This is a genomic window from Pseudoalteromonas sp. NZS100_1 (assembly GCF_015864285.1).
In the GTDB taxonomy this organism is placed as follows: Bacteria; Pseudomonadota; Gammaproteobacteria; order Enterobacterales; family Alteromonadaceae; genus Pseudoalteromonas; species Pseudoalteromonas arctica.
In genome coordinates this window covers 1-12638 of record NZ_JADYXN010000006.1, presented here as the reverse complement: position 1 = coordinate 12638, position 12638 = coordinate 1, and the positions used below count along the sequence as shown (strand labels likewise).

The following is a 12638-nucleotide window of genomic DNA, read 5'->3' as shown; positions in this document are numbered from 1 at the left end:
ATATGCTGAACAGTGTGTGTATTGTAATTCCAGCCTACAATGGAAGAAAGTTTATTGCGGAAACAATAGACTCCTGCTTACAGCAGACCCATAAAGAAATAGAGATTATTGTTATTGATGATGGTTCTACGGATGGCACTAGAGAGCTTCTTCTTTCTTATACAGATAAAGTAAAACTTATATTTAATGAAAATAATTTAGGGATTGTTAAAAATATCAATAAAGGAGTTATTAGAGTAGATAGTGAGTTTTTTATAATACTTGGTCATGACGATGTGTTACCAAAAGAGCATATTGAATTAATGCTATCAGAGTTTAACGATAATGTTGTTGGTGTTCACTGTAATAGTATGTTGATTAATAGTTTAGGTGAGAGATTAGGCTACTCTCGAGATGATAATATTCAAAAACGAAAGACAGAAAATATCTTGTTTGAATTATCACTTGATAACTTTATTAGCAGCTGTGGAATGTTACAACGGACTAGTGTTTTTAGGGCTGTAAAAGGGTGGGATGAAACATTTTTGCATTATGGTGAGTGGTTGTACTATGTAAAAGCACTCACTTATGGTGAAATGATTTATACTACAAAAACTCATGCTTACTACCGTCGACATGATTCAAATATTACGAATACTTTTAAAGATAAAGATGTTATAAAAAAACTGGATAGCTATAAAAACAAGTGTCGCAATTTGGCTCACCAAAACAATAAAAACTCGTCCAAAGAAGCTTTTAGATATAAATTAAATATTATAAAGCTAGCTTTAAAAAGATACGTACTAAACGTAGTAAATAAATAGTCGTAGAATATTACAGTTTTTAGGTATAAAAAGGTGAGTGTTTATTTGAATAACAATCATTCGGTCTGTTCGTATAGATAAATAATTTCAAAATTAGCTACTGTTAAAAATGAAAACAAAAAAGCTATTTAATCGGATGAGCCGATGATATGTGGCAACTCTATTTGCATCTTCATTTTTATGATGTATAAAAAACGGAAAATTATGAGGGGTTATGAAACCTAAATCGTTATTAGTACTAAATGAAGGTTACTCTGATAATCTTGGAGATCAGGCAATTAATGAAAGTATTCACTATTTATTAAAAAAAAATGGCATTACTGATATTAAATTTCAAGATTATACTAAAAATTTGGATGGAATCATTGATATTTCAATCTCCCCTGATGTAACCAGTAAGGATTCATCTATATTAGTTAAGCTGGTAAGGCTGCTGCCGGTTAAATTGAGATGGTTAATAAGGAATTTAGGGCGAGTTATTAAAGTTTCAAGAGAAAAACATGATAAGGTTATTATTGGAGGGGGGCAATTAGTACTTTCTAATGATACATTTTCAATAGCAATGTTTTCTTGGGTTTTATTTTTACGTTTATTTGGAAATAAACGAATTTATATTTGCGGTGTTGGGGTCGGTACTGAATTTAGTTATCTAGATAAGTTGTTATTCAAATATTCATTAAAAAATATAACTAAAATCTATTTGAGGGATAAAAAATCTCAACTTACTCTAATGAATATATTTAGGGTTGAGAGTGAGCTTATTTACGATGTTGCCTTTATACATAATAAGTTGGATTGTAAGACTATAAACGATGTTGAAAGTAAATCGTTATTAGGCGTAATAACTTACGATGTTTACAGGAAGTATGTAAGCGGAACCCCACTTAATAAAGATGCATTTTTTGATACATGGATCACTCTACTATCTGAATCAAATGTTTTATTGAAAAATGTTAAGCTTTTTTATACCACTAAAGAAGATCGGGTTGCTTCAATCGAGTTTAAACAGTTTGTAGAAAAAAAATACCATATAGAACTTCCATTAATTGAAACTTCTCGCCTTGAACTTTTAATCTCAGAAATAAAATCAAGTAATATTGTTATTTCTGCGCGTATGCATGCATTGATATTAGGTTTTACTTATGACCGCAAAGTTGTTGTTTATCCGATATCAAGCAAGCTAGTTCAATTTAAAAAAATGATTGAGTCGGATATAGCTTTAAGTGATATGCAAGCTGTTATTGAATCTCAATTTTTAAATATACTGAATAGTAATTCAAATGATGAAAAATAAAGTTTTAATGTTTTCTCACGAGCTACCACCACAGGGTGGTGGTGCTGGTGTGGTTGGGTTGCAATACTGTTGTGAATTAGCTGAAGCTGGGTTTGAAGTAACATTACTAACTAAAAAGAAAGGTGCTTACCCTAAAACATTAAAAAATGTGGATATAATAGGGGTGACTTATATACCGAAGCTTTATTTAATTCCTTATTATTTTAAATTAAAAAAGATCAATTTAGCTGATTACAACCATATCATTTTAAATGATATGGTTTCAGTACATGTTGCTGGTTTTTGCTTCTCAGAAAGCGAACTGAATAAATCAATTTCATTTTTACATGGAAGTGAGCCTGAAACAGTTTATCGTTCACCAAATATTTATCAAAAATTGACCTGTTTAAATTACTTTTATAGTAGGGCAATTCAACATGTTGCGCGTATTATTTCGGTAAGCCATTACATGAAAAGTAAATTTTTAAAAGAAACTCCTTTCAAAAATGGCGAAAAGATAAAAGTTTATCACTCAAAGTTGGGTTCTGATTTTTTCCCAATGAAGCCTGCACCTTTAAAGCCTCGCGGTAAAGAAGAGATAGATATTATTTTAACAGTAAGCCGAATCGAGAGGGGTAAGGGCTTTATAGAAATGTATGAGGTTTTTAAAAAGCTTATTGAATTAGATGGTAAGTTTGAGTGGAAAATAGTTGGAGATGGTAGTTTTAAACATGAATTTGAATCTATTGTAAAAAAGGATAATCTTGAGAATTATATTCATTTCGAAGGGAAAGTAGAGAGAAGTAGCCTTAGGCGTTATTTTGAGAGTGCTAATGTATTTTGGTTGCTTTCTAATTATAAAGAATCTTTTGGCTTAGTTTATCTTGAGGCACAAGCCTGCTACTGTCCAGCAATAGGTTATCGACGATATGGTGTAATTGAAGCTATAAATGAAAATGAAACAGGCTTTTTAGTTTCAAATGCAGAGCAATCTATTAATATTTTTATTAATAGAGATTATGAAAAGTTATATGAAAATGATTATTCATATTTTCTCGAATCAATGCACTCTCACAAGATTGGCGGTCTATTTAATGATGCGTAATTTCGTTGTAGTAATATTTCTTTTCCTTTTTATATTCGGAGTTCCATTTAGTTTTCTACCTTTTAATAGCTCTAAACTTGTGTTTATTCTATTGTTAGGTTGGTGCTTTTCTATAAAGTTGCTCAGTAATAGAACGACTACTATTCTCACTGTTGAACGATGTTCTCTCAATGTATTCTATAGTTTAACTTTTCTTTGTTTACTTTCTTTTTTGTATCCAATTTTACATGGGACCGGAGATTACTCCTTATCCTATGCTTATTTTATTATGCTTTCTGAAGCTTGTTTAGGCGCATATTTAATGTGTATATTGTTGTTAAATAAATATAATTTCTATGAACTTTTGAAGTTGATTGTATTTGTTGCTTTTTTACAATCTTGCATAATTTTATTAATGTTTATTTCGGAGTCATTTAGAGAGCTTATATATTTAATGTCTGACGTTGATGCAAAGCAGTTGATGGAACGTTATGATGGTTTCCGTGGGTTCGGTTTAGCTGGAAGCGTAACATATGATTTGGCTGTTTTTTTAGCAATAAATTTAATGTTTATTACATACCTTGTTTCGGTAAAGCAGATTACTGGTCGTATTTACCTTGTTGTTTACTTAGTGATATTTACTGCTGCAATAATGACAGGTAGGTCAGCTTGGATTGGTATATTTTTATCTGTATTTATTATTTTTTGGAATTTTAGACGGCATACCTTACTAGTTAAGGTGTTAGAGGGTGGGGCATATATTTCCTTGTTTAGTTTGGTTATGTTTATTTTAATTCAAAATTTTTATCCTAATATTTCTAATGTTTTTATCGATAAAATAATCCCGTATGCTTTTGAAATGTTTATAAATTTATTCGATTCGGGGGAGCTGTCTACATCTTCTACAGATAAGTTGAGTTCTATGTATTTTTCTGTTTCAGAGAGTACGTTTTTGCTAGGTGACGGTTACTATAAAGACCCTAATAATGCAGCGTACTATTACATGGGAACTGACGCTGGTTACATGAGGCACATATTGTACTATGGTTTATTTCCTTCTATGTGTTTATATTTTTTTTATCTTTCTTGTTTTTACGTTATTTATAAAAAAATAAAAGGGTTAGAATCTAGATTTATATTGGTTTCTTCGTTGTCTCTATATTATTTTCTTGTGCATTATAAGGGGGCATTTTTAACTGGGTCTGCTATGAATATTAAACTTTTTTTTATCTTATTAATATTCGCAATGTTTATTCCAACAAATCAAAAAGTGAATGTTAATGATTAATGTATTATATGTAGTAAGTACCCTAAAAAAGTGCGGCCCTACAAATCAACTGTCTTATATTATTAAATATTTAGATAAGACTAAATTTTCTCCTATTGTATTAACCTTATCGCCAGAGCCTAATGTAGGAAGCATGAAAAGTTATTTTGAAGGTGACTTAGGTATTAAAGTTTGTACATTAGGCCTGCCAAGAGTTAAAGGGTTATTCTTTGCTAGTGCGGCTTTGAATAAATTTATAAAAGTTAACGCTATCGACTTAATTCACTCTCAAGGCATCAGGGCTGATTCATTGCTATCAAAACGAAGTTTAAGTATTCCATGGGTTATGACATCAAGAAATTACCCATATGATGATTATCCAATGAAGTTTGGCAAAGTGAAAGGTTCGATTATGGCCTTTAGTCATACTAGGGCTATGCGTAAATGTAATAATGTTGTAGCGTGTTCAAAAACAATAGCTTCTGAATTAAGTTTTCACAATATTAGTGCAACTCCAATTCAAAATGGTGTTGATTTAGGTGGGAAGTTAAACAAAGCCTCAATTAATTATGAATCTCTAGATAGACCTGTATTTATAACTGTTGGTAGTTTAATACCGCGCAAAAATATGGAGTTTATTGTTAATGCATTTAATGAGTTTGCTATTAATAACAAAGGCTCTTTGCTTGTACTTGGTGATGGTCCAAATATGGATAATCTAAAAAGCATTGGTAAAAAGTCTAGTATTTACTTTGAAGGTAATGTTGACAATGTAGCTGGGTATCTAGCGTTATCAGATTACTTTATATCAGCTTCACTTTCCGAAGGCTTACCTAATACTGTTCTAGAGGCTTTGGCATCTGGCTTACCTTCATTGTTATCCGACATACCATCACATGAAGAAATCGCGAGTGAATGCCCTCTGAGCTGCCATATTTTTAATTTGATGGATGGAAGTGGAAGTTTATCTAAAAAGCTAGAAAATATTTCAGATATATTCTCTAATGAAGCGGTTGATGAAGCAAAGGATATTGCAAAGTCTATTTTTTCAGCTAGTGCAATGTCTTTAAGTTATCAAAAATTATACAAAATACTATTACATTAATGAAATGTTTGATTTAAAGCTATTTAGCTGTTAATTAATTTTAATTTAAGCATTATTTATAATGTTGATCTTGTATCGGAGAGTTCATGAGTAACTATAACTTTTTTGAAAGAAAGTTAGCTGGAGTTTTATCTAAATTTCCAGCACTTAAAGGTGAAGTGAAAAAGCTTTATCAAAAGCTTAATTATTTGTTTTATAAGAAAAAGTATCTAAGTAAAACCGATTTTAAAATAACAAGGCTTGATAATAGCAGTGACTCTAGCTTTTTTGGTTACTATGATAAATCGCCCATAAACAGTTCAAATGAATATGTCATTTTTCAGTCTACTAATTTAGATACCAGTCATATGCCAAATGCATTATCGCCTATAGAGTTAATTTTATTTAATTTGGCGTCTGGAGAAAAAATAGTTATCGATCAAGTTTATTCTTATAACTGGCAGCAGGGTTGTAAGCTAATGTGGTTAAGTAAAGACCGCTTTATTTATAATAATTATGATAGTGAAAAAAGCTGCTATGTCTCTAAAGTTTATGATGTCTACAACGGTTTCGTAAAAACTATAGAACAACCGATTTATGATTGTTATAAAGAAGACTTTGCCTTGACCTTAAATTTTGAAAGGTTAAACATTGGTAGGGGAGATTATGCATACAATAATAATAATGTCGAAATTGATTGGATAGACAATACAAATGATGGTTTATTTTATGTTGATCTTTGTACTGGCAGTTCAAAACTATTAGTTACTATTAGTCAAGCCATTAGTTTAAATAGGCAACAGTCTATGGAAAATGCTAGGCATAAATTTAATCATATTATGATATCTCCAGATGGCTCAAAAGTAATGTTTATGCATCGATGGTTTACGGATGATAATAGACGCTTCGATGCTTTACTTATATGTAATGTTGATGGAAGCGATTTGAAGTTAGTAGCTAATGATGGCATGGTCAGTCATTGTTATTGGTTTGATAATGACTCAATATTTGCATATTTGAGAGATGCAACTTTAGGCGATAAATACTTTTTACTAAATATATATTCATTAGATAAGAGTGAAGTTGGTAGTGGCATTATTGATAAATTTGGTGATGGTCATCCCTCAGTCTTTGGCAGCAATATACTTTTTGATACTTATCCAAATAAGTCGAGAATGAAACAGTTACTTTTATTTGATGTGAGTTCGAATGAGTTGAGAGAGTTAGGTGAGTTCCACGAATCGTTTGATTTTTACGCTGAGACTCGTTGTGATTTACACCCTAGATTTAGCCTCGACGGGAAAAAGGTTTTTTTCGATAGTGTTCATGAAGGGAAGAGAGGCCTGTATATGTTGGAACTTAATTCATGAAACTCTCCGTTTTAATGTCTATCTATAAAAATGAGCAAGTTGATTTTTTTGTTCGGTGCATGCAAAGTATTTGGGATGAGCAGACGGTTAAGCCAGCTGAGATTATATTGGTAATAGACGGCCCGCTATATGATGAGCTATATCAAGCAATAGATGTTTGGCGTGATAAGCTAGGTGAGCTCTTTCATGTAATACCGCTTGAACACAATCTAGGCTTAGGAAATGCTTTAAACATAGGGTTATCTCATTGCTCAAATGAATTGGTTGCAAGAATGGATACTGATGATATTTCTTTACCAGATAGATTTGAAAAGCAATTAGCTATATTTCAAAAGACGAATACAGATATTTGTGGTTCTTGGGTAAGCGAATTTGATAAAAATGAGTTGCTAATAGAATCATATAGAAAACTGCCAGAAGATCATGAAGCAATAGTTAAATTTAGTAAGAAAAGAAATCCTCTTAATCATCCAACAGTTATGTATAAAAAGAGTATGGTTAAATTGGTTGGGAGTTACGGGAAATATCGATTTGCCCAAGATTATCACCTTTGGGCGTTATTAATATTAGATGGTGCCAAATTTTATAATATTCAAGAGCCGTTAGTTAACATGCGAGCTGGGTATGCCCTGCTAGAAAGGCGCGGGGGGATTAAATACGCTATTAATGAGTTCAATATTCAAAAAGAATTTTTACGAATTAACTTTATTAGTCGAACGCAGTTTTGCTCCAATGTACTTCTTAGGTTTTCTGTTAGGCTTTTACCTTCAGCGTTTCTTCGTTCGATTTATCAAAAAATTAGATCTTCATCAATCTAGCTTACACATTTTGAATACTTTTTTATTAGTTATTCAGTATAATAAAGTTATTTTAAGCGCGCTAAGCGTTCATTTTTAGGGTATTGCACGCATAAAAAGCGTAATAACGTTTAAGTGCATAGTTAAATTTAAAGGATATAATATGAAAGTCACTGTAGTAGGTACCGGTTATGTCGGTCTTTCTAATGCTATGTTGTTAGCGCAACACAATGAAGTGGTTGCATTAGATATAGACGAACAAAAAATAGCACTTTTGAACAACAAAAAATCACCAATAGTTGATACCGAAATTAGTGAGTTTTTAACGCGTAGTGACTTAAACTTTACAGCGACTACCGACAAAGTTACAGCATATAAAAATGCAGACTTTGTAATTATAGCAACACCAACAGATTACGATGTTGAAAACAATTACTTTAATACAAACTCTGTAGAGGCTGTAATTAAAGATGCCACAGCACATAACCCAAATGCGGTTATGGTCATTAAATCAACAGTGCCTGTTGGCTTTACGCAAAGTATTAAAGAAAAACTTGGCATTAATAATTTAATATTTTCGCCAGAATTCTTACGTGAAGGTAAAGCTCTACACGATAACCTATACCCATCGCGTATTGTTGTTGGCGAGCAAAGTGAGCGCGCAACTGTGTTTGCTAACTTACTCAAGCAAGGTGCTATAAAAGAAGATATTGAAATTCTTTTTACCGACTCAACTGAAGCTGAAGCGATTAAGCTGTTCTCAAACACTTATTTAGCAATGCGTGTGGCTTATTTTAATGAGCTTGATAGCTACGCTGAAGCACATGGCTTAAACTCTAAGCAAATTATACAGGGCGTTAGTTTAGATCCTCGTATAGGTAGCCATTACAACAATCCATCGTTTGGTTACGGTGGTTACTGCTTACCAAAAGATACTAAGCAGCTACGTGCAAACTATGCAAATGTACCAAACAATATTATTGGTGCAATTGTTGATGCTAATACGACACGTAAAGACTTTATTGCCGACTCAATAATTAAGCGTAGCCCTAAAGTGGTTGGTGTGTATCGGTTAGTAATGAAAACAGGGTCTGATAACTTTAGAGCCTCTGCCATCCAAGGCATTATGAAGCGCATTAAAGCTAAAGGTATTGAGGTTGTTGTTTACGAACCAGTACTTGAAGAAAATGAGTTTTATCACTCTCGTGTAGTTAAAGACTTAAACGAGTTTAAGCAAATATCAGACGTTGTTGTGTCTAACCGTATGGTTGAAGAGCTCAGTGATATTGCTGACAAAGTTTATACTCGCGACTTGTTTGGTAGTGATTAATAAACAAAGTTTAAAGGTTAAAGGTTAAAGACTAAAGGTTAAAGGCTAAAGGCTAAAGACTAAAGGTTAAAGGCTAAAGACTAAAGACTAAAGACTAAAGACTAAAGACTAAAGACTAAAGACTAAAGACTAAAGACCAAAGGTTAAAGGCTAAAGGTTAAAGTATAAGTCAAAAACTAAGGTAAATTTATATTAGGGGGCGTTGTGCAATTTGAGGACTTAAATGTATGGCAACGCTCTGCCGATTTAGCTTGTGAAGTTTTTATTTATTTTAAGGCAAGTAAGCAATTTGGTTTAAAAGATCAAATTACACGCTCTGCATTATCAATTTCATCAAATATTGCTGAGGGTTATGAGAGAAAGACAGCTAAAGATTACTGCCGTTTTCTCTCTTACTCTAAAGGTAGCTGTGGTGAGCTTCGCTCACAAATATATATTGCCTTAAAAATTGGTGAGGTTGATGCAAAAACAGCAGAAATCTGGATAGAAGAGTCTAGGCAGTTATCAAAAATGATATCTGCCTTAATGAAAACTATTGAAACTTGGGATTAGGCTTTTAGTCTTCAACTTTCAACTTTCAACTTTATCAGCTTAAAGATTAGGAAATTATGAAATATTTAGTAACGGGTGCTGCTGGTTTTATTGGCGCGGCAACATGCCAAAAATTGTTAGCGGCTGGCCATGTTGTAGTTGGTATTGATAACCTTAATGACTATTACGATGTAAATTTAAAACTAGCTCGTTTAGCGCAGTTTGAAAGCCATGAAGCGTTTACATTTATTAAGCTTGATATAAGTGAACGCCCAGCAATGAGCGAGCTATTTAAAGCACAGCAGTTTGATAAAGTAATACATTTGGCAGCGCAAGCCGGTGTTAGGTATTCAATAGAAAACCCTGATGCTTATGCCGATTCTAATTTAGTAGGGCATTTAAACGTACTTGAAGGGTGTCGTAATAATAAAGTTAAGCACTTGGTTTATGCTTCATCTAGTTCTGTATATGGTTTAAACGAAAAAACACCGTTTGAAACAACAGACAGTGTTGATCACCCTGTGTCGTTTTATGCTGCAACTAAAAAAGCGAATGAGCTAATGGCGCATAGCTATTCTCATTTATATAGCTTACCTACAACAGGTTTACGCTTTTTTACCGTTTATGGCCCATGGGGTCGCCCAGATATGGCACCGTATATTTTTACTAAAAAAATACTTGCCGGCGACACTATTGATATAAACAACAACGGCGATATGTGGCGTGACTTTACTTACATAGATGACATAGTAGAAGGCGTTGTTCGTGCCGCTGATGTTATACCTGTTGCAAACCCAGACTGGAGAGTTGAAACTGGTTCGCCAGCTTCTAGCTCTGCGCCGTATGCGGTTTATAATATTGGTCACGGTAGCCCAATAAACCTAATGAAGTTTATTGAAGCCATTGAGGCTGAATTAGGCACTGAAGCTAAAAAGAACTTCCGTGAAATGCAAGCTGGCGATGTTTATAAAACTTATGCTGATACTACAGATTTATTTAATGCAACAGGCTATAAAGCGCAGGTTGGTGTTAAGCAAGGCGTAAGTGAGCTTATTAAGTGGTATAAAGATTTTTATAAATAAAATTTACAATTTGTAAGTCATTTAAAAACACTGTTTTCAATTTGAGGCAGTGTTTTTTATTGGCTTAAATAAAGTTAGGTTAGATGAGCGCGAAGTAAATTCGCGCCTATAGGGTGTGTGTATTGTAGGTGAGGTTTTATACCTCGCTTTTAGTAACGTTAAATTACATGAGCGCGAAGTAAATTAGCACCTACAAGGTGTTAAAAATTAGCAAATATACCTAATTTAGCAAATGTTTCCCCGTATACATCCTTTCCTTGATACAGCTCAGCGCCCCAACTTTTAGCGCCCATTATTGGTTTACTTAACTTACGTGTATATGCTGTTTGCAGTTCGTAACTTGTTTTATAGCCTTCGTTTTTATTTTCAAGCATACGAATAGTGGTATTTAAGCTTTCTATTTTACTTAATTGCCAATGCCAGTTTACGCTCATCGATTTAGCGGGAGTGTAGTCGGTGTAGTCGTGCTCGTCACCTGCCCAGTGGCCAATTACATTACCTGAATTACGGTTGCCATCTAAATAAATACCATTGGCATACCAAAGTTTTTGCCAATTACTGTGTTCAAACCGTAAGCTGTGGTTGTTAGCAATAAAAGGTAAGTAAACACCAAAGCTATATGCATTATTGCGAGAGCCGCCTAGGGTGTCTTCAAGTGCTACTTCACCATAAAACTCGAACGGTAGCGCATAAATACTATTGTTGTAGGCAAAAGTAATTGAGCCAAGTTGATCCCCAAGCTCAAAGTTTTCTCCAAGCTCATCAGCATCTTCTCTTCCTACGTTATCCTTACTGCCAGGGCTAAAAAAACCTTCTGTAAAATCTTTAATTGTAACGCTTCGCGGACCGCCACCAAACTGCATTAAGCGGCTTAAGCCTATTGTTAAATTATCGGTTGCTGCAAAACTAGTATGTAAGCCAAATAAATAGGGCTTACCTGGTTCATAAACTCTTGCCACACCTGTTTGCTTACCTTCTTTTAAAATTCCGCTTTGCTCTGTCATTTTACTTATAAACATATCGTAACGAATATTAAAGCTGGTTATTGGCTCTACATTACTAAGCGTTATAGAAGGCGTTGTTTTAGCTTGAGTGCTTAATAGCATGGCACTGTCGTTAAAAGGTGAGTACCAATGTTCGCGGTAACCTACATCTAACTGCGCGTATTTATTACCAAGGTAAAAAAAGCTTTGTGTAGGTAATATTTCGTCTTCGTTGGCTATGCCTGCAACACTTACACCAAAGTAACGCCCGAAGTTAGCATAAGCTCCGCCTTCAACTATTAAGTTGGTTTTAGTGGTTTGGCCGCGTTGGTTAGGCAGTGTTTTATCTTTTGTGCCAGCAGCAAGCGTTACTTTTGCAAATGTACCCGCATCACTTTGAATATAAGGGCTAAGTTGGTACGAAAGTGTTTGATATAGTTCTGGGTAAGTATGCCTTACTGTTTGCAGTACTCTATAAATATCGTGCGCTTTATAGGGCTTGCTCATAATATGTGTGTTTTTACTTACAGCTAAAAGTCGTTGTACTTGGTGCTCAAGTTCAGGGGCTTGATTTAAAGGTAAATAAGGTGACACGCCACCTTTAGCAACAGCATTTGCACTGATTGCCATCCCGATAAACAGTGATATTTTTTTGAGCATAATTATTCCGTTAGCAAAAATTTGTTTAAGTAAAAACGTTAACGCGAGGTTAGCAATAAACGCCTAAGTAAGGAAGAAAAAAGCGATATATTAGTGGGGATATATAGGAGTAAGCTATCATTCGCAGGTGATAGACTATCCGTTAAATTCGAGCGCATTTTTGTATGTAGTGTTTTGCTATAAAGCAGGCGGTGAACGCATTTAATAAGTTATACCTACAAAAAATAGATTTATAAGTAATTTATTCACAAAGAGGTTAAGAGGGCGCTGCGCTTTAGTGAAGGCAAAAGTAGGTAGCGGAGTTTTTCAAGTTAGTTGTCGCATCAAATTAAATTTTATGCCGCCCGCATTGCTTCTTTTTTCTCTGGATTTAA

11 protein-coding genes are annotated in these 12638 nt (G+C 33.7%); 10 read left to right on the top strand and 1 reads right to left on the bottom strand.

Features of this window, described 5'->3' with window-relative positions:
- Positions 1-2: 2 nt before the first annotated feature.
- The 10 genes from I6F66_RS05730 to I6F66_RS05685 all read left to right on the top strand — a co-directional run bounded on the left by I6F66_RS05730 (position 3) and on the right by I6F66_RS05685 (position 10621).
- Positions 3-803: a glycosyltransferase gene (locus I6F66_RS05730; protein WP_197208897.1), complete on the top strand. Its 801-nt coding sequence runs from the start codon at positions 3-5 to the stop codon at positions 801-803.
- Between the two features lie 214 nt (positions 804-1017).
- Complete coding sequence (locus tag I6F66_RS05725) at positions 1018-2097, top strand: polysaccharide pyruvyl transferase family protein (protein WP_197208896.1); 1080 nt, start codon at positions 1018-1020, stop codon at positions 2095-2097.
- Positions 2084-3181 (top strand): glycosyltransferase family 4 protein, encoded by a 1098-nt coding sequence (locus I6F66_RS05720; RefSeq protein WP_197208895.1) that lies wholly within the window; start codon positions 2084-2086, stop codon positions 3179-3181. The genes I6F66_RS05725 and I6F66_RS05720 overlap by 14 nt, the downstream gene beginning before the upstream one ends.
- 433 nt (positions 3182-3614) lie before the next feature.
- Complete coding sequence (locus tag I6F66_RS05715; protein WP_197208894.1) at positions 3615-4448, top strand: hypothetical protein; 834 nt, start codon at positions 3615-3617, stop codon at positions 4446-4448.
- Positions 4441-5532: a glycosyltransferase gene (locus I6F66_RS05710; RefSeq protein WP_197208893.1), complete on the top strand. Its 1092-nt coding sequence runs from the start codon at positions 4441-4443 to the stop codon at positions 5530-5532. The genes I6F66_RS05715 and I6F66_RS05710 overlap by 8 nt, the downstream gene beginning before the upstream one ends.
- Before the next feature lie 86 nt (positions 5533-5618).
- Positions 5619-6881, top strand: a complete 1263-nt coding sequence (locus I6F66_RS05705; RefSeq protein ID WP_197208892.1) for a glycosyl transferase — start codon at positions 5619-5621, stop codon at positions 6879-6881.
- The gene (locus I6F66_RS05700; protein WP_197208891.1) at positions 6878-7699 is read left to right on the top strand and encodes a glycosyltransferase; all 822 of its coding nucleotides are present in this window, start codon (positions 6878-6880) and stop codon (positions 7697-7699) included. The genes I6F66_RS05705 and I6F66_RS05700 overlap by 4 nt, the downstream gene beginning before the upstream one ends.
- A 142-nt stretch (positions 7700-7841) precedes the next feature.
- The gene (locus I6F66_RS05695) at positions 7842-9008 is read left to right on the top strand and encodes a nucleotide sugar dehydrogenase (protein WP_197208890.1); all 1167 of its coding nucleotides are present in this window, start codon (positions 7842-7844) and stop codon (positions 9006-9008) included.
- Positions 9009-9212: 204 nt separating this feature from the next.
- On the top strand, positions 9213-9560 hold the full coding sequence (locus I6F66_RS05690; RefSeq protein ID WP_197159570.1) for a four helix bundle protein: 348 nt from the start codon (positions 9213-9215) through the stop codon (positions 9558-9560).
- 56 nt (positions 9561-9616) lie between these two features.
- Positions 9617-10621, top strand: coding sequence for an NAD-dependent epimerase (locus I6F66_RS05685; protein WP_197208889.1), 1005 nt, complete (start codon positions 9617-9619; stop codon positions 10619-10621).
- A gap of 200 nt (positions 10622-10821) precedes the next feature.
- Here I6F66_RS05685 and I6F66_RS05680 read toward each other — a convergent pair whose 3' ends face one another.
- The gene (locus tag I6F66_RS05680; protein ID WP_197208888.1) at positions 10822-12264 is read right to left on the bottom strand and encodes a capsule assembly Wzi family protein; all 1443 of its coding nucleotides are present in this window, start codon (positions 12262-12264) and stop codon (positions 10822-10824) included.
- Positions 12265-12638: the final 374 nt, after the last annotated feature.

What these genes read in the sequence shown, in the direction of transcription:
- I6F66_RS05705 (WP_197208892.1), top strand. Translation starts at nt 5,619, where the DNA reads ATGAGTAACTATAACTTTTTTGAAAGAAAGTTAGCTGGAGTTTTATCT.
- I6F66_RS05720 (WP_197208895.1), top strand. Translation starts at nt 2,084, where the DNA reads ATGATGAAAAATAAAGTTTTAATGTTTTCTCACGAGCTACCACCACAG.
- I6F66_RS05695 (WP_197208890.1), top strand. Translation starts at nt 7,842, where the DNA reads ATGAAAGTCACTGTAGTAGGTACCGGTTATGTCGGTCTTTCTAATGCT.
- I6F66_RS05685 (WP_197208889.1), top strand. Translation starts at nt 9,617, where the DNA reads ATGAAATATTTAGTAACGGGTGCTGCTGGTTTTATTGGCGCGGCAACA.
- I6F66_RS05700 (WP_197208891.1), top strand. Translation starts at nt 6,878, where the DNA reads ATGAAACTCTCCGTTTTAATGTCTATCTATAAAAATGAGCAAGTTGAT.
- I6F66_RS05710 (WP_197208893.1), top strand. Translation starts at nt 4,441, where the DNA reads ATGATTAATGTATTATATGTAGTAAGTACCCTAAAAAAGTGCGGCCCT.
- I6F66_RS05715 (WP_197208894.1), top strand. Translation starts at nt 3,615, where the DNA reads ATGTCTGACGTTGATGCAAAGCAGTTGATGGAACGTTATGATGGTTTC.
- I6F66_RS05680 (WP_197208888.1), bottom strand. Translation starts at nt 12,264, where the DNA reads ATGCTCAAAAAAATATCACTGTTTATCGGGATGGCAATCAGTGCAAAT.
- I6F66_RS05730 (WP_197208897.1), top strand. Translation starts at nt 3, where the DNA reads ATGCTGAACAGTGTGTGTATTGTAATTCCAGCCTACAATGGAAGAAAG.
- I6F66_RS05725 (WP_197208896.1), top strand. Translation starts at nt 1,018, where the DNA reads ATGAAACCTAAATCGTTATTAGTACTAAATGAAGGTTACTCTGATAAT.